Source organism: Trichocoleus sp. FACHB-40 (assembly GCF_014695915.1).
GTDB classification, from domain to species: Bacteria; Cyanobacteriota; Cyanobacteriia; order Cyanobacteriales; family FACHB-T130; genus Funiculus; species Funiculus sociatus.
Genome location: NZ_JACJPF010000028.1, coordinates 18,159 through 38,803, shown reverse-complemented (window position 1 = coordinate 38,803; position 20,645 = coordinate 18,159). Strand labels below are relative to the sequence as shown.

The following is a 20,645-nucleotide window of genomic DNA, read 5'->3' as shown; positions in this document are numbered from 1 at the left end:
TATGTTAACCAGCGTTGAGCGCCTATTATTTGTCCGGGGTGTCCCACTTTTTCAAGAATTGCGGGATGATTTTCTGGTGCGGCTGGCTTCTGTAATGGATGAGCTATCTTTTCCAGCGCAGCATACCATTTTTACCGAGGGACAAGAAGGGCGATCGCTTTATATTGTGGTCTCAGGTAGGGTAAGGGTGCATCTGGGCGATCGCGATCTGGCGCAACTGGATCAGGGTACTTGCTTTGGGGAAATGTCTCTGTTTGATGCTGAACCGCGTTCGGCTTCGGTTACGACTTTGGAATCCTGCGATTGTCTGGTGTTAACGCAGCTGCAATTGTATGATGCTATCGATGAAACTCCGGGAATTGCTGTGAATATCATTCGTCTACTTTCCCGTCGCATCCGCGAATTAAATAATAAGTTGAGTGTTTATCGGGCGGAAACTCAGGATGGGGATTTGAGTAAGGCTGGTAATTTAGGGGGATAAACCGCGTTAGCGCTATAGACGCGAAGAACAAGAGAGGAAGAAGAGAGTGCGATCGCATTCCCTCCCCAGCCTACACAACTGTTAATACAGGCTTCCAGCTATTCAAAGATTCCCGAATAGAATTCAATTCCGACAAATACTCATTTAGTTGCTTTTTTTGAGCCTGAAGATTTACTAAAATTTCCTCTGTATCTGCTTCTGGCTTTTCTCTTTCGCTCACCAAATAGTTAAATTCATCTTTGAATCTTTCAATGTAGTCCTTAATTTGTTGCTCTGCACTTCGGAAATCTGCTGTAACTTGTCTGTCAATAACTTGTTTGAAAATCTCTTGATTTATAGAAACCTGTTCATCTATCTTCAGCTTAACTTGCGCTGCTATTTGGTATAAGTCAATTTCTAAAAAATCGCCCTTATCTTCAAACGGTATATCGACTTGATATACATTAGTTGAAGTAGTGCGATCGCTCTCTGTTATAGTTCCTTTTTCTAGCCTCGCATATACCTCTTGCTGAGATTGAATTTCTGTATCAATGCCTAAAAATTCAAAACTCGGAAACTGAATGCAATTAATGTTCAATTCAATTTTCAAAGCTTCTTCTATAGAAGTAGTTATTTCATTGGATATTTGTTGAATTTGCTCTTGTATTTCTTGCACCAACTCCTCTCTACTGCGCGTTCCCTGTCTGATAAGCTGATCTTGCGTGTCTATCCACCAGTTTTGAATTTGAGAACCGAAGAATTCGTTTACAGCGCGTCGAATATTTTGAGCATCTTCTCTGGTAGCAACTCTAAGTTTATAGACTTGCGAATGGGGATTATCAGTTTTACTATTAAATAGATTAACAACTGCTCGTTTTATAGCTTCTACGAAAGTAGCTTTTCTTTCATTTATGACAAATATTGAAGATTCGCCTAAAAAAGGAATCTCTGTGATTTCCCGGTTAACATTACTCTGAGTAACCTTTAAATCTGTTGTATTTCCAATTTCAGTATTTAGATGAGCAAGTCGTTCAATTTCTTTTTGAATCTCGTTTTTAGCATTCTCAGCAAAAATGTTTATTTCAAATGTAAGTTTAGTAATTAATTTTTGCTTTTTTGCTTCTGAAAAGTTTTTAACTAAATCAATTTTCTTAGTTACAGATTCAGATTTTTCTCTATACTCTTTTACCTGATTTTTAAAAGCTTCAATTTCCATACCCCAAACTTTTAGTTCGGTATTTAGAGAATCCTCAATCGCCTTGGCAGCTTTATCTAGTTTTGCCAAAACATCACTTATAAGATTCCAACCATAATTTTTAGTAAGGTTTTGAATTATTGTTTCTTGAATAGTTGTTATGCCACTATCTTTTAAGGCTTTCGACGCAATCTCTATGGGTTGGGGAACTCTAACTTCACCGTCCTCATTTTCTTCGAGATATTCACCCAAAAACAATTTAACAAATTCTTTGGTATGACTGTTAGCTGCTGTATCTCCTTGAATCAGTTTCGCTAATAGTCCTTTTTTAGAACTTGCAGGATAGATCATTGGGTTAGAGAGTCCAAAGCCAGCTAACTCTACTTCAAGTTTTTTTATAAAGTCATTATTTTCTGTATTTACATCTATTGTTTTATCAGCTTTATTCAAAAGGAAGTAAATATTTTTCCTTTTTTCAGCTAATAGATTTTGTCGGTTCTCCATGACATCACGAAGCAAATCTGAAATCAAACTTTCTGTAGAAGAGGTGTAATCTAAAATAAACAAAATAGCATGGCATTTCCGCAATGATTCCAACGTTATTTGCTTTAATTCTGTGGAATAATGATATTCCCGATTTCCGTTAGCTACGCCAGGGGTATCAATGAGAGTAAATCCAGCCAGGGATGAGAGGGTGCTAATAGCCTCGATAGGATACTCGATTTCAAAGCGAATGGTATGGTCGGGATTATTATGATTGCGAATATATTGGGTACGTTCCAGAAATTTTTGGTGAATTTCTGCACCGTCACCTTCAGCAATAACAACAGGTTGTCTTTTACCGTGTCGATACTCTAAAAATCTAGGCACTTGCCCAACATCAATATGTCGGATATCTGTACGGCAAACGGTACAAGCGGCGGCTTCAGTTGCTAAAATATCCGCACCAATTATGGCATTGAGAAAGGTACTTTTACCTGTTTTAGTTGGGGCAATGACTGCAAGTTGATAGTTGTGTTCCTTTAAAGCGTATAGCGCTTTGGTGATGTCTTCCTCAATACTTTGTAAGCATTTAGTATCGTTTTCTTTAGCCAGGCGCTTGGATTGAATTTCTTGAAGGTATTGTAAGAGTAGTCTACCAGTGATATAGATGCTGTCGTGTGCTGCTTGGAACTGTTCAGAAGACATACTGGCTGTCCGAAAGAGGGTAGCTTTTGTTAGCTAAAGCTTACAACAGCTGAACGCAATAGGGCAGGGGAGGGTGATACTTACTAGGGTGGCTGACTGGATGGTGAGTGCTGAGTAGAACAAGAGAAAGTTTTCTGTGATGCTTCGTTAGTTGGCGATCGCGTCCGTTGAGACTTGAGAAAATCTCAGGCAATGTTCTAAAAATCTGGCGGGAAGATCCGGACACCCAGCAAAATGAAGATGGACATAAGAAGCATGAAGCTGATGCAGCAACCATCCTTCGACTGTGGTTGAACTGTGGGGATCGCAGCCTCGTGCCTGAAATAGAGGTGCACCTGGTTCCTGGGTTAACTGGGAACGGTGAAACTCATGCCCCCAAACTGTTGTACCAGCGGGTAGTAGGGGACTGTCTTGCAAAACCACGGCTTGCCGATAGCCCAATGTCAGACGCGATCGCATAACGGCTGTGGTGGGCAAAACTCCCACCATCGGCGAAGAATTTCCCTCAAAGTCTACAATCTGCTGACACAAATACATTAAACCGCCACACTCGGCATAGGTGGGCATTCCCGCTAAGATGGCTTTTCGGACTGCATCCCGGACGACTGTGTTGTCAGCTAACTGCTGGGCAAAAACTTCCGGGAACCCGCCCCCAAAATACATCCCCTGAATGCCTTCTGGTAGGCTGTCGTCGGTCAGCGGACTCCAGAATGCCAGTTCTACCCCAAGAGATCGCAAACTCTCTAGATTGTCCTCGTAGTAGAAGCTAAAAGCGCGATCGCGGGCAACTGCCAATCTTACCTTACCTCTTGCTTCTGTCTCAAGTTCGGGTCGGAGTTGGGGAGAGGTTCCCACTTGCAGCAACGGTAACAAGCGTTCCCAGTCAAAGCAATCTCCCAAGTGGGCAAGTCGATCTATCAAAGCGTCCAGATGGGACAATTCGGCTGTGGGTACTAAACCGAGATGCCGATCGGGAATGCTGATGTTATCTTCACGGCGAAGAATACCTAAAATCGGCAATTGCAAAGGTTCCAGGGCATCTTGGAGAAGTTGCAAGTGGCGATCGCTTCCGACTCGATTTAAAACTACTCCCGCAAATTTGAGACGGGGATCAAAGGAACGGAAACCGTGCGCGATCGCAGCCACCGAACCCGACAACCTGCTGCAATCTAACACCAACAATATCGGCAAATCCAACAGCCGCGCAACGTGAGCCGTACTTGCAAAAGTGACCGGAGATTGGGAATCTTGCCCAGTTCCCAGTTTCCAGTTCCCAGTCCCCTCCACACCATCAAAAAGCCCCATCACCCCTTCAACCAAGGCGTACTCTACCGCCTGAGTATGACGGGCAAAACATTCCTGCACATAAGTTTCCGATGTCAGCACCGGATCTAAATTCCGACAGGCACGATTTGTAACGTACCGATGAAACATCGGATCTATGTAATCTGGCCCAACCTTGAAAGATTGTACCTTTTCACCCCGACGACACAAAGACGACAGTAGGGCAAGCGTGACTGTCGTCTTGCCCACCCCACTGCGATCGCCTGCGATTACTAAAGCCATGCTTGCTAACTGCTAACTGAAGGATAGGTAATAGTTAACCATTAGCTATTAGCTTTATTCATCTTGATAATTTCCGCCGTGACCGCCAGACTTTCTTCGTAAAGCATATCGCGACCCCAACGACGCAGCTGCTGACCTAATAAAGTCTCAGCCTTTTGATCACTCAGAGGCGCTACCTGCTCAAATCGGCAAGCTTGCGCGCCGCCCCCAGCTTCCATCCGCATACAACCGCTAGTTTCCGAACACAGAACCGTACAACAGTCAGCATCCAGGTTAGTCGAACTCATCCGCAAGGCAATCAAATCCCCCGGAATTTCGCCCCAATCAGCGGTGGGAATTCCTGCTAACTCAGCTTCTATCGGGCGTTGGTCAGCAGTCACGAACGAGCAGTATCTCAGATCGTAATCGCCGCCTTCGCGCCTATAGGATACTGGATGCCACTGGAGACGACTTGCCAGCCAACCCAGGAACATCAGCGCCTGATCAGGATTGCCTTTTTCATAATTTATCGTCACTTTATCGACTTCTGTGAGAGCAGCACGGCGTTCTGGGGGATCGAAAGCCTCGGCAGTCAGTTCTTGCCATGCTGCCAAGCGTCGCCAGTTAAGGTCAGTAAGCTGGATACCTTGTTCCGCCAAAGTATGCACTCGCAATAAATCCGTTTCTGGTTCGCCAAATTGACAAGAGTCAACGATTACGGAATTGCTAACTGATGCCAGCCGCTTGAACAAAGCATTATGGGGATCGGGTGTCGCTTTCCACCAGAGAAACTTAGGTAAATCGCCGATCAGTAGTGCTGTCACTATGCCCCCAATGCGTTCTAGGGCATCGGCGGTGCCGCTTAGAGTGATGTATTCGCAACAAAGCAACGTATTGTTACTTTGCTTGTTCATCGGGCAATATACAGAGACTTGAACGGTTACGCCTTCGTCTATGCCAGAGTGGGGACACAGGGCAATGATCCGACAGGGATTTGAGGCAGCGATCGCATCCGCTACTCCGTAGCCTGTGACATTCAACGTTGCTTGTGTCTCTCCATTCCTTTGTGCTTCTTTTATGGCACCAGAGGAGCGTCTATGAGCCAAGTCTTCCCGCAGTCGGGCTAGGGTTTCAGCATCCGCCTTCCCAGTACGAGGCAGTCCATACGCTTTCTGGGCATCCTTCAAACCTGAATTCATCCGCGGCCCAGCGATGCCATCAATTGGCCCGGTGTAGAATCCCAAAGCAGCTAACAAGTGTTGAGTTTCTTCAGGTTCGTAAACTACAAATGTAAACGTAGTGGCTCTAGCGGCAGCAGGCGAATCGCCATTTTCAGTATTGTCTCTGTAGCTTTCCCAGATTTGATTTAGTTCCGCTTCAATATCACTCAGCGAAATATCTTTAGGTGCTTGTAGCGAAACAACGGGAGGAGATTGTGTTGTCATAGCTCAGTTGCCAGTTGCTAATGTTAATTGGGAATTGGGGAATTGGGAATTAGGGATTGGAGAATTGGGAATTGGAGAATTGAGAATCTTACCTAGTCCCCAGTCCCCAGTCCCCTTTATAGTCTTCGCCAGCGGCGACCATCTTGATTGATCAGGTGTTCTGCTTCCTCTGGTTCCCAAGTTCCCGCTTCATACTGGGGAATTGAAGCCGGGCCAGTCAATCCCTCCCACGCCGAGAGGGCTGGTGTCACCACCCGCCAAGCTTCTTCCACTTCATCGGCACGGGTGAACAAAGTCTGGTCGCCCAGCATACAATCGACTAACAAGCGATCGTAAGCATCAGAGCTGGTGACACCAAAAGAAGAACCGTAGCTAAAGTCCATATCTACGGTGCGAGTACGCAAATCTGGCCCCGGCATTTTCGCTTCAAAGCGTAGGGAAATTCCCTCATTCGGGTAAACACGCATAGTCAGCACGTTGGGACTAGCTTGTTGGGCAGCAGATTGAAAGATTAAGAACGGCACCTCGCGGAACTGGATAGAAATCTCGCTTACCTTCTTGGGTAAACGCTTGCCAGTCCGCAGATAAAAGGGTACGCCCTGCCAGCGCCAGTTATCAATCGCAAACTTCATAGCGACATAGGTGGGCGTTGTGGAGTTGGGATCGACTCCTGGTTCCTCCCGGTAGCCTGGGACGGGTTTCCCTTTCATCCAGCCTGCGGAATATTGACCCCTTACTGCTGATAATTCCAGGTTATGCACATCCGCTAAACGAGTTGCCTGAAGAACTTTCAGCTTTTCCGTGCGGATACTGTCAGCATCTAGTGAGTTTGGGGGTTCCATCGCTGTGAGGCAGAAAATTTGCATCAGGTGGTTTTGCAGCATATCCCGCAAAGCACCAGCCGTTTCATAATACCCAGCTCGGTCTTCTACGCCTACAGTTTCTGCGACTGTGATTTGAACGTGATCGACAAATTGGCGATTCCACAGTGGCTCAAAAATTGCATTGGCAAACCGGAAAACCAAGAGATTCTGAACGGTTTCTTTACCTAGATAGTGGTCGATCCGGTAAACTTGTTTTTCTTTGCAAACCTGCTGCACTATCTGGTTGAGTGACTGGGCAGAACTCAAATCCCGTCCAAAAGGCTTTTCAATTACCAGGCGGGTTTTTTCTGGGTCTTTTAGCATTTCTGCTGCACCCAGTTGACGAATCGCTTCTGGGAAGAATTTCGGAGCCACAGACAGGTAGAATACCCGGTTTCCCCGCGTTCCCCGCTTACCGTCGAGTTCTGCAAGGAAGGCTTTTAGTTTTTGGTAGCTTTCTGGCTTATCAATATCACCGGGACAGTAGTATAAACCTTGGGCGAAGTCTTGCCAAAATTCGTCCGACCCGATGCCACCGCCAAATTCTTCGATGCCTTCGCGCATCTCTTCTCGGAAGTAGTCGTGGCTCCATTCTCGACGCGCTACGCCTACAACTGTGATTTCTTGCGGCATACGGCGATCGCGTTTCATCTGATAAATCGCTGGCACCAGCTTGCGTTTTGTTAAGTCGCCTGATGCCCCGAATATTATCAGTATCTGCGGCTCTGGTACCCGTTCCTGCCGCAACCCAACGCGCAAGGGATTTTCTAGCAGTGTGGCCATAGATGTTGCTAATTACTAATTACTAATTGAAGGATTATTAATTGGTAATGAGTTGCCCAACCCATTACCAATTACCTATTATCTATTACCCAGTTACACAGGTTGCAGATGTTTGATCTTCTCTTCCAAGGATGCTGTTAGAGATTCAAAAGGCTTCACAAATTTCTCAATTCCTTCGACAAGCAATTCATCCATCACTTCGTCTAGATTAATGTCGATGTCGGGATCTTTGAGACTTTCTATGAGGTTATAGGCTTCTTCTACTCCTGTTTCAATGCGAGATGCAACATCGCAGTGGTCGGCACAGGCTTCGATGGTGTTCGGTGGTAAGGTGTTTACCGTGTCTGGCCCAACCAGTTCATCAACATACATCACGTCGCTGTAGCTGGGGTCTTTGGTGCTGGTGGAAGCCCACAATAACCGCTGGACATTTGCACCTTTTTCTGACAAAGCTTTCCAGCGATCGCTTGCGATAATTTCTTTGTACTTCTGGTAGGCGATTTTAGCGTTAGCGATCGCTATTTTCCCTTTGATGGCTAAGAGTTCTGCCTTTTTCTCTATTCTATCCACCCCGGCTTTCAGCTTGGCATCAATTCGTGCATCGATGTTGATATCGATACGGCTGAGGAAGAAACTCGCCACTGAGGATATTTTGCTGATGTCTTTGGCTTCAGCCGCCCGCTTTTCTAAGCCGCGAATATAAGCCCAAGCTGTCTCTTCGTAGCTTTGAGTTGAGAATAGCAAAGTTACGTTGACGTTGATTCCCTCAGAGATTACTTGCTCAACTGCTGGCAAACCCGCCGTTGTCCCAGGAATCTTGATCATGACGTTATCTTTACCAATTTCTTGATAATAGCGTCGGGCTTCCTCAATCGTCGCTTGGGTGTCGTGGGCGATAGTTGGCGGTACTTCAATGCTAACGTAACCATCCAGTCCATCGGATGCTTCATACACAGGTCGGAGAATATCGCAAGCATTGCGGATATCTTCAAAAACCAGAGTTTCGTAAATTTTCTCAACTGGCAATCCTTCACGAATTCCAGCTTCAATATCGGCATCGTAGATTGCGTTACCTGCGATCGCTTTTTCAAAGATCGCTGGATTAGAGGTGATCCCGCAGATCCCCTTATTTTCCACCATATCTTTGAGTTCCCCAGTCTCAATCAAGTCGCGAGTCAGATTATCCATCCAGATACTCTGACCGTACTGTTTAATTTCTAGTAGATGATTGTTTGGCATCTCTGTCATCTCTGTCATTTTTTTGACTCCTAGTAATTGTCGTTGTAGTTTTAGAGAAATAATGTTCTCTCTGAGCAGGTTTGAAGCCTGCTGTGAAAAAGGGATTTCTCAAAAAGGAAATACTTCACTGAGGTATGCGCGATCGCTCTCTAGCAGCTCTTTCCTCAACAGCCCTGGCCCGATCCTGAATGAAAGACTCCACCAAGGCGACATCATCTTTGCTACCAATAATCAAAGGCGATCGCGCGTGTAGTGCTTCTGGTACTACATCCAAAATCTCCTCGGTTCCCGTACTTGCTCGACCACCCGCTTGCTCTATCAAATATGCTAAAGGAGCAGATTCATACAGCAGGCGCAATTTGCCTTCCGGCTTTTTCACCGTACCAGGATAGAGGAAAACACCCCCTTGGAATAGAATCCGGTGAATATCCCCCACCAATGCCCCCCCATAACGGGCGGTGTAACCTTCATGACGATGCACGTAGCGGATGTAGTCTCGCAGTGGTTCCTCCCACTGCCAGAAATTACCCTCATTGACGCTGTAAATCGATCCGTGGTCTGGCAAGCGGATATTTTCACTCGACAGGATAAACTCGCCCAAACTGGGATCTAGTGTGAAAGCGTGAACTCCCGTGCCGATAGAATACACCAGCATCGTGCTGGGGCCGTATAGCACATAACCTGCGGCGATTTGGTTGCGTCCATTATTTTGCAGCAAATCGCTAGCCGTGCCATCTTCGTCCAGACCCTCTTGTTGGCGAATTGCGAAGATAGAACCAACGTTGATATTAATATCAACATTGGACGATCCATCAATCGGGTCATAGAGCAGGGTATAACGACCAATGGGACAGTTTTCGGGGATATAGTATGGTTTTTCCATTTCCTCGGAAGCCAAGCGGCAAACTAAACCGCTTTGCTTAAATACCGAGATAAATACGTCATTGGCATAGACATCCATCTTTTTGACGGATTCTCCCTGCACGTTCATCTCGCCCGTAAATCCCAAGGCTCCTGCGACTAAACCAGCTCGCGTAAGCCGCCGCGCAATCAGCTTTGCCGCCAGGGCAATGCGATTCATAATGGCACTGAGATCCTGTGCTTCTGCACCGAAGCTGTGCAGTTGCTGCAAAACGTGACGAGATAACGTCATGCAGTCGCGATCCAGGGCTTGTTCCGGAATGAAAGGCTGATCCACGTTAGACATGTGTTTCCTCCTCCCTATCGATAACGCTTTATTAACAAAGGCAGTTAATTTCAGGTACTGCCCCAACAGTATCAAGGCCCGGTCGCCTTACCTTCTATCTTAGGGAGCCATTTATCAGGTTGGTGTTTAACTTCAGATCAACTAAAGAAATCAATCTTTAGACAACTTTTTTATCGAAAAGACAACTCGGCAAGCAAAATCAGTTTAATATCGCCTCTTGATCGCAATTATCAGAACAAGATGGGACAAAAACGCATTGGAATCCTTACCAGTGGTGGAGACTGTGCTGGACTAAACGCTGTAATTCGGGCAGTAGTCTACCGTGCAGTTGGCACCTATGACTGGGAGGTGCTGGGGATCTGTCGGTCTACCCTAGGGTTGATGAGCAGTCCGCCGGAAGTTATTACTCTTGACATTGACAAGGTAGACCGTTTACTGACGATGGGCGGAACGGTTCTGGGGACGACAAATAAAGGCGATCCTTTTGCGTTTCCCTTGGAAGATGGAAGTTTGCGCGATCGCTCTGAGGAAATTATTTCTGGCTACCATCAACTAGGTTTATCAGCCTTAATTGGAATTGGCGGGGATGGCAGTTTAGCCCTTCTCCGGCGATTGGCAAACCAAGGCGGGATCAACTTAGTAGGCATTCCCAAAACCATTGATAATGATGTTGGCTGCACCGAACGCTCCATCGGATTTGATACCGCAGTTAATATTGCGACAGAAGCACTCGACAGGCTGCACTTTACCGCCGCCAGTCACAGCAGGGTAATGATTTTGGAAGTAATGGGGCGCGATGCTGGTCATATCGCTCTGAATGCTGGGATTGCTGGCGGTGCTGATATTATTTTGATCCCAGAAATCCCTTACACCCTGGAAAAGGTCTGTGACAAAATACGCGATCGCCAGTCGAAAGGAAAAAACTTCTCCATCGTCATTGTCTCAGAAGCCGTCTGCACACTCGAAGGTAATCCAGTTAAAAATATGGATCGATTTGGGGAATGTCGATTAGGCGGAATTGGTCAGTACCTGGCAGAGCAAATTTCTATCTCTAGCGGTGCCGAAACTCGCGTCACAGTATTAGGACACGTTCAGCGCGGCGGTATCCCCTCGTCGCTGGATCGATTACTGGGGACAGCCTTTGGCGTAGCGGCAGTCGATTTGATTGCCGATGGCAAGTACGATCAAGTTGTCACCTGGCAAAACCGCGAAGTTGTCAGCGTACCAATTGCTGAAGCAATTGGACAATACAGGGCAGTAGATCCCAATGATACTCTGGTCAAAACTGCCAGAGGGTTAGGAATTTGCCTTGGAGACTGAAATTTATGTCATTAGTCTTTTATTTTCCGTGTTAATGACCAATGACTAATAAACGCAACTTTTTGCACCTTTTTCTTAGCCCCCCTGATAAAGGGGGGTTAGGCGATCGCACACTTGCTCTCTACAAATTTAGTTCCCTTTTAAAAGGGTTCTAATCTGTAAAGTTCCACCGAAGCGTTAATGACTAATTAAAATCTGGCTCGCTTCGCGCCGCTGCGATCGTCCTCCCTCGGCCGTGCTTTATTAACTCTTAGCTGACGTCCCATCCACTCAGCGCCATCCAATTCGGAAATGGCGGCTTCTTCCTGGGCATCATCTGTCATTTCAACAAAAGCAAATCCTCGCATACGTCCTGTTTCTCGGTCTGTCGGCAACAAAACTCGCTTGACAGCACCGTAGTCTGCAAAGACTGCTTTTAAATCTTCTTCCGTAGCTTGGTAAGACAGGTTTCCGATGTAAATGGTCATGTCGATGTATAAGGCTGAAAGAGGAACTAAAGTTCAGAACCTTTACATGGTCAGACGCGAACTATAAATCAAGGTCAAGCATTATTTACCAATGATGAAATTTTATGACCCAAGCCTAGAAGTGCGGCTACACGAGTCCTAAACCCAACCATTGATAGGGCTGAACTTTTATATTTCGTCCTATCATAGCCTACTAATTTTATTGTGCAAGGCCATGTAGCCTACACAGTTGCGGCTTTTTTAATGTTGATTTTCTATGACATTTAACAAGAAATCTAATAGTGCTGAGTCCAAATAACACTACTTATTCAGGACTCAGCACTACTGAGAGTTAGTCAATAGAAATTGACTGAGGGCCACTGCTTCTGCCGTTATCACTGCTTGTGCTAGAGGAGGGATAGGAGCTAACCCCAGCTTCCGCGTCGAGCCAGCTTTTAACTGGATCGTCATTCAGGTTGACTCGGAGGATACCAGAGACAAAGCCGCCTAAGAAAGCTGCTGGGTGTTTGGTGAATTCTTTGAATACTGGTGTCAGTTCATCGAGAAACATTTAAGAGTCTCCTGGGGTTGTGGGTTAAACAATTGATTTTTCTAGATCGATCCTAGCGTGTTTGAATGGAGGCTTGGCTTGGCAAGAGCAGGAAGTAATACTTGTCGGTGAGGAATGTCGGTTAAATAACTTATCATTCATTTGCGCTACATAGGGGCATGGCATTGTCAGAGAAAAGGGAGGAGAATTAAGTCTTAGTCCCCCTTTTCAAGGGGGGCTAAGACCGTCTAAGCGTATCGATTATGACTTATTCAGACATCTTCTAAAAAGTTACCCGCTTCACCCCTAAAACACGGGATCACCGCAGGTGGGGGATGGAAGCTTAACCAATCGGTATTGACAATCTGACTCTTCTTGCCTCCCCTATACCTACTTTTGCTCCGAAAAAAGACACTTATCGGAATCACACCCAGCAGGGCCAGCTTCCATTGAGTAGCCAGCATCGTAGCGACTTAAGGCAGCATGAAAATTTTCATTCTGCCGTCGCAGTTCCACTTCTTGCTTGAACTGATCGTACTGCTGTTTTGTGATTGGCTCAAATGGCAAGCGCGGGAAGGTTTGGTGAGCATCGAAACGTGCCAAAAGTGCGGCTGAGATGTAGCCTTCATCATTTTGAATAGCTTCGTAAATGCTACTACCTAAAGCTTCTATCTCATGTTCGCGCAGCTCAATGGTGGCGGAGGTGTTGTGTCGCACAAAGAATTTTTGGACTTGCATATAGAAATCCATTTGCGCGATCGCGCTAAATTTGCCAATCTCGATTTGATCAGCACCAGGCAAATCAGCCCAAGGTACGGCGACGGGAATTTCCACCAGCCATTCCGTGCATCGGGGATCGAAGGGATCGTTCAGGAGATTGCCATTTTCATCTTTGTCAGACTGAGACGGAACGACATTGTAACCGTAGTCGATACACGCTAAGGCTACAGGGTCATTCTTTCTAAATGTGATGCGCCGCAGGAAACGTTGCGCCTTCGGGGGATGCCAACCAGGGGAAGCGCCGGTCAGTAAGGATTTAGTGCCAGAAGGCTGAACTGTGGTGCAACGGTTCGGGCGTTTTAGGGAATGGCGATCGCAATAATCCCACACGGTTCGATGCACAATTTCTCGCCAACGAGTCAAATATTCTTGCTCTTGTCGCTTAAACTCCAATCCTTCCGCGGTGTCGGGTCGTCCAGCTTCCCACCAACGCAACCAATCCACGCCAAAAGCTATCACAAAAAAGTCGAACAATCCTGTAAAAGATACGCCCACAATTGGATCGAGTTCGCGTGACTTTCGGTAACGTTCTTCGACAAATTCATGATTTAACAGTGAGGCTACTGATAATGCTGCTGCTGTGAAAGCTTCCTCTTGTTCTTTGTAGTTATGTGGGTCAATTTGATTGAGATGAATCTCCGAAAGATTACAGTGGAAATTAGAGCCAATGATTTCCTATTTTGTTATCCACTATTTCTAGTGGTATCGGACTATATCTTCACCTGATCTAGGTGGAGGGCGCTGTCTGACCATTATTGGTTTCCCGCAGGTCTAGTCTCTGAACCTTCTCCAACTCTGGGGCATCCTGCCTTACATCTGGAGCTTGGCTGCTGATTACCTTGCACATTTTTTGTGTTTAGGCTTCCAGCAATTCACCCTCTGACTATCTAACCTGTCCCCAGGCTAGGCGGCAAAATCTAGGCTACCGCAAGGATTCAAGCCAACACGAGCTAATCTATGCTCTATCTCCAAAGTATCTAAGTTGGGGTAGTGTTCTAGTAACCAATCTTGAGCTTTTCCTTGGTCATAAGCTTTCAGAAAATCAGTTTTTAGTTCAGGTGAAAATAGTAAATCGCAGTTAGCTCTAGCTATAGCTTCTCCAGCCCATTGAATCGCGCCTTCACCGGAGTAATACTGTTTTCTAACAGCTTCTACACACTCTTCAAGAGTTGGTTTGTGGTGAAAAACTCGCGTATGATTTGCCATTCTTAAAGCATCTCGATCTGGATCGATCCGCCAGTTACCATTTTCATCCTGCTGCCAAAGATTGCCTTTAGCACTGGCAAACAATTCATCATCGCTAATGCCTTGCCTCATGCCAGCTGACCTTCTCACGTTGCCAGCTACTACGACTACTGCGGCTTCATCAATTAACAAACAGCATTCAACTGAGTTTAATTGCCGTCCTACAGCTTTATTCAAAATTGCCGCACAGCGTTCATAAAGCCCAGGTAACTTAACAGGATTAGCAACGCCTCCAAAGCCTTTAAGGGCTTCTCCGGCAGCACGAACATCACTCAAGTCAATTGATATGTTGACTTCTCGTGAAAACTGTTCATCTGTGGATAATTCCAACAATGTTTGATAAGATTTGACCCAACCTTGGCGACTATCTCCCACATAAATAAGTACCTTATTACCTTCCACCTGAACTTCTGTCTGTTCGCGCCGAAGGTGTGGCTGGGTGCTACCTACATCCCCTTGTATAGTTACAATCAGACGATTGCGGATGGGTGGCAGTTGATTAATGTATTTTGGTTCGAGGACGGCACCTGTGCCACAGCCCATCATCGCCAGATCCATCATTAAGCCAAAGGCACGCCAATCCAGTACATTTGTACTGGTGCAGTTGTAAGCGCCGGAAAAGTTTTGTTGTTGCTCGATCCATTCACTTCCGCCTACCCACAACCAGCGACCGGAAGGCAATGCTTTGAGCTGGAGCTGCATCCGTTCTAGTAGGGCTGTCTCTTCTGGGGTAAGCTTACCTAATTTGGTTAAACCACGGACGCTTCTGGCGCATACTTCTTCCCACGTCTCGCGCCCAGCTTCTGTGCGGCGGCTATACGTTCTAAAAAATACAGGTAAGCCTGCTGGTGCAGTTTCAGGAAATTTGCTATTTTGGCGTACTCGCTCAAGCTCTCGAACCATAAGTCAAGTCAGATTATCTTTGGGACTGATCGATAGATCAAGACTATACGCGATCGCTCATATGGGGTCAAAACTTGCCAAAATACATAAAATGCGCTATATGTAGGTTGCACTCAGGACTAGCAACTAGGTAAGAATTTTTCCAATTCCCAATTCCCAATTCAAAATTACTTTAATGTCCCTTGCTCCGTGGCGATCGCCCTTAGCCGGTGCCTTGCATCGCAATGACAGCCAGCCTCATTGCCGCTACTTGCAGTTAGCCACCGTTCGGGCTGATGGACGGCCAGCCAACCGTACCGTCGTATTTCGGGGATTTCTACCAGACACCAACCAACTGAAATTTGTCATAGATTCCCGCAGTCAGAAACCAGAGCAAATTGATCATCAGCCTTGGGGAGAAGCTTGCTGGTACTTCACCAACACCCGCGAACAATTTCGCCTCGCAGGTACGCTAACCCTGGTACAACAAGAGCATCCCAACCCAGCCCTACAACAAGCACGTCAAACCACCTGGAAAGACCTCTCAGATGCCGCTCGCGTGCAATTCGCGTGGCCAGCGCCTGGCGAAACCAGAGCTGATGCCGTCGCCTTTTCGCCACCGCCACCCGATTCAGCCCAACCGCTAGCGAATTTTTGTCTACTACTCCTCGAACCCGTGCAGGTAGATCACTTAGAATTGCGAGGCGAACCGCAAAATCGGTGGCTATACAGCCTAGATTCGCAAACCTGGACTACTCAAGCTGTGAATCCATAAAGCATTAGAAGGCAAAAAAACAATTTTTTTTGCCTTCTAACATTTGCCTTATTGATATTAGATACCAGCACCATCCAAGAATTGCTGAATCACCCCATCCTTAAGGCGACAACTGGGAGCCACGGCTGCTGGAACATTCGATAAATTATTTGCCGCCACTAATTGAGCAGGAGTGGACGCATGAGCAGGTTGTTGATTTTGTAGCTCTTGCAACTGTTGTTCCAGCGACTCTAGCCGGTCTACCAAAGCGCGAATCACCGCGGCTTCAGAATCGGGCAAACTTCCATGTTCCAGTGGATTCACCCGGACACCGGAGCGATAGACAATCCTACCCGGAACGCCGACCACAGTACAATCGGAAGGCACATCCCGCAAAACAACCGACCCAGCTCCGATGCGGACACTGTTGCCGATTTGGATATTACCCAGAACTTTAGCACCAGCACCCACCACGACATTTTCTCCTAACGTGGGGTGACGCTTGCCGCCCTCCTTGCCAGTACCGCCCAGAGTAGCACCTTGATAAATGAGAGCATAATCTCCCACAATTGCGGTTTCACCAATCACCACACCCATCCCGTGGTCAATAAAAACACTCCGTCCAATTACAGCACCGGGGTGAATTTCAATGCCAGTAAGAAAGCGAGCTAGTTGGGAAATCAATCGAGGGATGAAGGGAATTCCCAGGACGTATAGCCAATGAGCAAAGCGATGGAATACCAGCGCCTGCAAACCTGGATAGCAAAACAGAACCTCCAGCCAGTTGCGGGCGGCGGGGTCACGCTCGAAGATGATGCGAAAGTCAGCTATAAGCGTAGATAGCACAGGCGTTTACCAATTTTGGCAAAATAAACCATATCTATCATATCGTTCTCAGTGATTTTCCCGATCGGGGAAACCGAACCTAAAATTTTCCCTCGTTCCCAGGCATATGCCCGGAGAACGAGGGAAAATTTTATCTTTTGCTTTTTACATAACAGGCTTTTACTTTTTAGACAAGCCTGCCATTTGACTGTTTGCGGCGGATGCCAATCACCGAGGGACGTGGTGGCCCTTGAGGATTGCCCTCAATGTTGCTGGGCCAATTACTGCCACGAGGCACAGTGCGTCGTTGATTAAAGACGCTGCTTCCAGTCAAGTCCAGAATCTCGATATCTCGACTCAGGATTTGTTGGGGAGTGAATGGCACCTCTTCGCCGGGGTGCTGCACCGAAAGAATCAGCGTATCCCCAATGAACGTTGGGCCAGTCAGTTCGCAACGCGGTGGGCCATAGGCAAAGGGTACGACTGCGCCAGCATCAGGCCCAGCGGTGGGAATGAAGAATAACCAGTTATTGCCAAACACCCCAATCAAGTTAGAAGTTTCAACATTGAGATTAGAGTCAATCTGACTAGGCGAGTTAGCACCCACTACCCTATGGTCGATGTTTAAGGGAGTTGCGGCAGCACCAACATCAAAACCATTGTGGGCGCTAGTAGACATATCGGTAACACCCCAGATGTTACCTTGGCTATCAAACGCTAAGTTATCCACATTAGCGAAACCATCTCCAGGGTTGGCTCCCACTTCCCCACCTTTAGCAAATCGCTGCCAGCGGAAGGTGGTACCCGTGCCATCGGCGCTATCTTCAATAATCTTGAAAAGTTCCCCGGATGGCTGTGGCGCGTTAATGTCAGCGCTGTACTTAGAAACTACAAAGATCCGTGAGTCAGGATAGCCATCGCTGCCCGGAGCGCCGTCTGTGTAGGCGATGAACACTTCTCTGGGATTGCGTGGATTAACTTCTAAGTCTTCGGGACGAGCCGTGGGAGTTCCGCCAACCAAGTTAGCAGCTAAAAAGGCATCCACTAGCACAGCACCCTGGCTGGTGTAGAAATCTGATAGCTTCTTACCTCTATAAGCGGGCAGAATTGTCGCTTCATTGGTTATGTCAACGCCCTGGAAGATACTACCTTGTGCAGGGTCTTCAGTGGGCCCGAAGCGTCGTATTGGGGTACGACCATTGCGGGTCGCTTTGCCCAATGCGGCAATTTCCCTTGAGGCAAGAACTGAGGGAGGAATTGGATTGGTGGCGGTATTTAATCTCAGCGGAATCCATTCACCCGTACCGTTAGGGTTGTAACGGGCAACGTACAGAGTGCCGTCTTCAAATAAGCGACTGTTGTTCTTATCAGTGGGAGAGCTAACTCTACCGGAACTGACAAATTTCCAAGTGTGACCTCCGCGTCGGTCATCACCCATGTAACCAATTAATTGTTTTCCAGCCTCAACCCGCATGGCAATATTTTCATGGCGGAAGCGACCTAAAGCGGTGTGTTTGCGGGGGCGGAAATTGGGGTCTGCTGGGTCAATTTCGACCATGTAGCCATATTTTTCCCCGACGAAGCCAAAGGTAGCCCCGGTAGTGCCTGCAATATAACCTGTCTGCGTGCCGTTGGCGTTTACGGGTTCTGTTACTCCAACGAAGAAGGCGGTACTGGCTTGGAAGTTCTCTTCAGCAGATAGAATGGTTCCCCAAGGACTGGTGCCGCCAGAACAGTTGTATCCAGTGCCGATGATTTTGTTACCCAGTCCATCTGAACTCAGAGGGAAGACTTGAGTAGCGGCTGGCCCAGTGCCAATTAGGTAATTTTGATCCCCTTGTTGGTAGCTCTTTGAACCCCAGGATGTGACATTTTTATAGGCATCGGAACGTTGAGAGTTAATCCCTAAACCTGAAAGATGGTGGAGGCGTCGATTTTTGGGATCACGGACAACAGAAAAGCGTCCGCCACGGTCTGCACGGGCAATCCGGACAATAGAGCCACCCATGTTGTACAAAAATTCGCCCAAGAGTTCGATATTCGTTCTGTCACTCGGCAAATTTTGTCCAATGACCAAAGGGTACGATTCGGGGAATTGTGCTAAATCCTCTGAGCTGCCTGGGGCGGCAAAAGAAAATGGGTAGGAGACATATTCGTGGTTAACCCAAAGGTAGCCGTCGTTGGGGTTCCTACCATTGAGGGGAATAAAGCCGGTGTAGTCGTTGTTGTAACCAAAGTATTCTTCTTGGTTGGGGAAGACGCGATCGCCCCAGCGTACAATTACATAACGTTCGTATTCCGGCGGAACTACAACGTCATCAAGAATGTTGTAAGTTCCTAATCTAGGATCTGCTGATTTATTTATTACTGTTCCCTGACCAATTGCCGTTGCGTAGTAACTGTTCTGCTCTGTGTAAATTGGCAAAGGATGTGGCAGACGCAATGGCGTAAATTTCAGAGGCTGTATTGCTTCAGCGATGCCTGAATCAAGCCCAAAAATTCTGTTTTCTACAGCAGGAGCTAGTACCGCAGCACCAGCACTGGCTCCAAAGAAAACAAGTAGCTGCCTCCGACTAAGCTTAGACATGAAAAACCCTCATTAAGGAATCGCAAGACTGGCGCACAAAAAATGCTGGGAACTTATAGTCAAGTCACAGCAATTATGTCAACCGCTAGTTAACACACCATTACCTAACAACATCGGTGTGGTTTGAGCTGGGATTAGGAATAATACCTACTGCGCGCTTTCCTTAACACAGGTGACGGCTCCCTCCACGCCCGACTGGTAAAAATCATTTGCGTGTTTACACGCACACCATAAATACTACTTACGTAAAATTAAGGTTCTTTAATCAGTTGGTTAATAAAAAATTAACAAGGCATTAAAGTTCTTAAGAAGCTTTCAAAATCAGAATTAAACATCAATTTAGAACTTCTTAACCTTCCATTAAAGCTTACTTAATGTTTAATGCTTTTAATCTAAGTACGTCAGTAAATATACTAGACTTAATTTGAGTCAAGCTGCTAAAAATTAGCAGTGGATAATGCGATCGCGTTTAAACCTAAGCAAATAAGGAGTAACAAATGAGGGGCATTACCTATTTTACTACACTTGCACTGTTTGCAAGTGTAGCTTTGCCTGATGCAGCAAATGCTGTAATTTTAAATGGCGGGTTTGAAGAAGGCTTCGGTAGTTGGCAAACCCTAGGCGACTACAGGATAGAAAATTCTGCTTTTGGCAGTGGAACAGTACAAGGAAATTCTCAAGCTTTTCTATCAACTGCTTACCGCGAAGTGATTGGTTTTGATGATAACTCAATTGAAATTTTTGGTGGGGATGCAGCGCCTGTCGCCTTCATTTCTGGCTTTGCTGAAGAATCTAGTTTAGAGGGATTCCTGGGTTTCTCAACATTTTTAGGAGATAAGTCTTTATATGATATTGCTACAGCAGAACCTATTGAGGGATCAGCAATAAAACAGACTTTTAGAGCAGGTTCTGGGCAGGTTTTATCTTTCTCTTGGAATTTTCTCACAAATGAGTCTGTAGGGGAAGCGGCTGTTGGTGATCTTACCTATCCTGACTTCAATGATTTTGCTTTTGTATCCCTAAAGTCAGACTCTGGCACCCAACTTTTCACCTTGGCAGATACAATTTCAGAATTCCAGAATTCTTCTACTAGCCTTGCTAATGAGACTGGATTCAAGACTTTCTCTTACAAGATTCCAACTTCTGGGGAATATACATTAGGAATTGGGGTTGTGGATGTAGGAGAGCCAACACGTATCTCAGCTTTGCTGATTGATAAGGCGCAAGTTGTTCCGGAGACTACACCTACGCTGGGTATGCTACTTTTTGGAGCTTTAGGAACAGTTTCGATGTTGAAGCGGGGTAAGAAAAAAACAGATTTTGTTTCTTAG

General features: G+C 46.5%; 14 protein-coding genes and 2 pseudogenes. 4 read left to right on the top strand and 12 right to left on the bottom strand.

Annotated features, from left to right (window positions below; all coding sequences use genetic code 11):
• Position 1 precedes the first annotated feature (1 nt).
• Positions 2 to 481: a Crp/Fnr family transcriptional regulator gene (locus H6F63_RS02490; RefSeq protein WP_190428204.1), complete on the top strand. Its 480-nt coding sequence runs from the start codon at positions 2 to 4 to the stop codon at positions 479 to 481.
• 70 nt (positions 482 to 551) lie between these two features.
• On the opposite strand, the gene H6F63_RS02485 is transcribed toward H6F63_RS02490, so the two are convergent.
• The 6 genes from H6F63_RS02485 to fbp form a co-directional block, all read right to left on the bottom strand.
• Positions 552 to 2,843 carry a dynamin family protein gene (locus H6F63_RS02485; protein ID WP_190634605.1) on the bottom strand — a complete coding sequence of 764 codons (2,292 nt, stop codon included), beginning with the start codon at positions 2,841 to 2,843 and terminating at the stop codon, positions 552 to 554.
• 147 nt (positions 2,844 to 2,990) lie between these two features.
• Entirely contained in the window at positions 2,991 to 4,409 is a 1,419-nt protein-coding gene (locus tag H6F63_RS02480) for a cobyrinate a,c-diamide synthase (RefSeq protein ID WP_190634603.1), read from the bottom strand.
• A gap of 41 nt (positions 4,410 to 4,450) precedes the next feature.
• Positions 4,451 to 5,833, bottom strand: a complete 1,383-nt coding sequence (gene opcA, locus H6F63_RS02475; RefSeq protein WP_190634601.1) for a glucose-6-phosphate dehydrogenase assembly protein OpcA — start codon at positions 5,831 to 5,833, stop codon at positions 4,451 to 4,453.
• A 116-nt stretch (positions 5,834 to 5,949) separates the two neighbouring features.
• Positions 5,950 to 7,479 carry a glucose-6-phosphate dehydrogenase gene (gene zwf, locus H6F63_RS02470; RefSeq protein ID WP_190634599.1) on the bottom strand — a complete coding sequence of 510 codons (1,530 nt, stop codon included), beginning with the start codon at positions 7,477 to 7,479 and terminating at the stop codon, positions 5,950 to 5,952.
• 93 nt (positions 7,480 to 7,572) lie between these two features.
• A complete protein-coding gene (tal, locus tag H6F63_RS02465) occupies positions 7,573 to 8,718 on the bottom strand; it encodes a transaldolase (RefSeq protein WP_190634631.1) in 1,146 nt (381 codons plus the stop codon).
• A gap of 124 nt (positions 8,719 to 8,842) precedes the next feature.
• Positions 8,843 to 9,925: a class 1 fructose-bisphosphatase gene (gene fbp, locus H6F63_RS02460; RefSeq protein ID WP_190634597.1), complete on the bottom strand. Its 1,083-nt coding sequence runs from the start codon at positions 9,923 to 9,925 to the stop codon at positions 8,843 to 8,845.
• 240 nt (positions 9,926 to 10,165) lie between these two features.
• On the opposite strand from fbp, the gene H6F63_RS02455 reads away from it, so the two are divergent.
• Positions 10,166 to 11,245: an ATP-dependent 6-phosphofructokinase gene (locus tag H6F63_RS02455; protein ID WP_190634595.1), complete on the top strand. Its 1,080-nt coding sequence runs from the start codon at positions 10,166 to 10,168 to the stop codon at positions 11,243 to 11,245.
• Between the two features lie 188 nt (positions 11,246 to 11,433).
• Here the strand turns inward: H6F63_RS02455 and H6F63_RS02450 are convergent, their stop codons facing one another.
• The 4 genes and pseudogenes from H6F63_RS02450 to nrdJ (H6F63_RS02435) form a co-directional block, all read right to left on the bottom strand.
• The gene (locus H6F63_RS02450; protein ID WP_190440810.1) at positions 11,434 to 11,712 is read right to left on the bottom strand and encodes an RNA-binding protein; all 279 of its coding nucleotides are present in this window, start codon (positions 11,710 to 11,712) and stop codon (positions 11,434 to 11,436) included.
• Between the two features lie 331 nt (positions 11,713 to 12,043).
• Positions 12,044 to 12,262: a hypothetical protein gene (locus tag H6F63_RS02445; RefSeq protein WP_190440813.1), complete on the bottom strand. Its 219-nt coding sequence runs from the start codon at positions 12,260 to 12,262 to the stop codon at positions 12,044 to 12,046.
• Between the two features lie 369 nt (positions 12,263 to 12,631).
• Positions 12,632 to 13,696, bottom strand: a pseudogene (gene nrdJ / locus H6F63_RS02440) (ribonucleoside-triphosphate reductase, adenosylcobalamin-dependent); the annotation flags it as partial.
• A gap of 243 nt (positions 13,697 to 13,939) precedes the next feature.
• Positions 13,940 to 15,169: pseudogene (gene nrdJ, locus H6F63_RS02435) on the bottom strand (ribonucleoside-triphosphate reductase, adenosylcobalamin-dependent); the annotation flags it as partial.
• Between the two features lie 175 nt (positions 15,170 to 15,344).
• On the opposite strand from nrdJ (H6F63_RS02435), the gene H6F63_RS02430 reads away from it, so the two are divergent.
• Positions 15,345 to 15,923: an Npun_F5749 family FMN-dependent PPOX-type flavoprotein gene (locus tag H6F63_RS02430; protein ID WP_190634591.1), complete on the top strand. Its 579-nt coding sequence runs from the start codon at positions 15,345 to 15,347 to the stop codon at positions 15,921 to 15,923.
• A gap of 57 nt (positions 15,924 to 15,980) precedes the next feature.
• On the opposite strand, the gene cysE is transcribed toward H6F63_RS02430, so the two are convergent.
• Positions 15,981 to 16,748 carry a serine O-acetyltransferase gene (gene cysE / locus H6F63_RS02425; protein WP_190428226.1) on the bottom strand — a complete coding sequence of 256 codons (768 nt, stop codon included), beginning with the start codon at positions 16,746 to 16,748 and terminating at the stop codon, positions 15,981 to 15,983.
• 166 nt (positions 16,749 to 16,914) lie between these two features.
• The gene (locus tag H6F63_RS02420) at positions 16,915 to 19,314 is read right to left on the bottom strand and encodes a PhoX family phosphatase (protein ID WP_190634589.1); all 2,400 of its coding nucleotides are present in this window, start codon (positions 19,312 to 19,314) and stop codon (positions 16,915 to 16,917) included.
• 497 nt (positions 19,315 to 19,811) lie between these two features.
• Here H6F63_RS02420 and H6F63_RS02415 point away from each other — a divergent pair, with 497 nt between their 5' ends.
• Complete coding sequence (locus tag H6F63_RS02415; RefSeq protein WP_190634587.1) at positions 19,812 to 20,645, top strand: hypothetical protein; 834 nt, start codon at positions 19,812 to 19,814, stop codon at positions 20,643 to 20,645.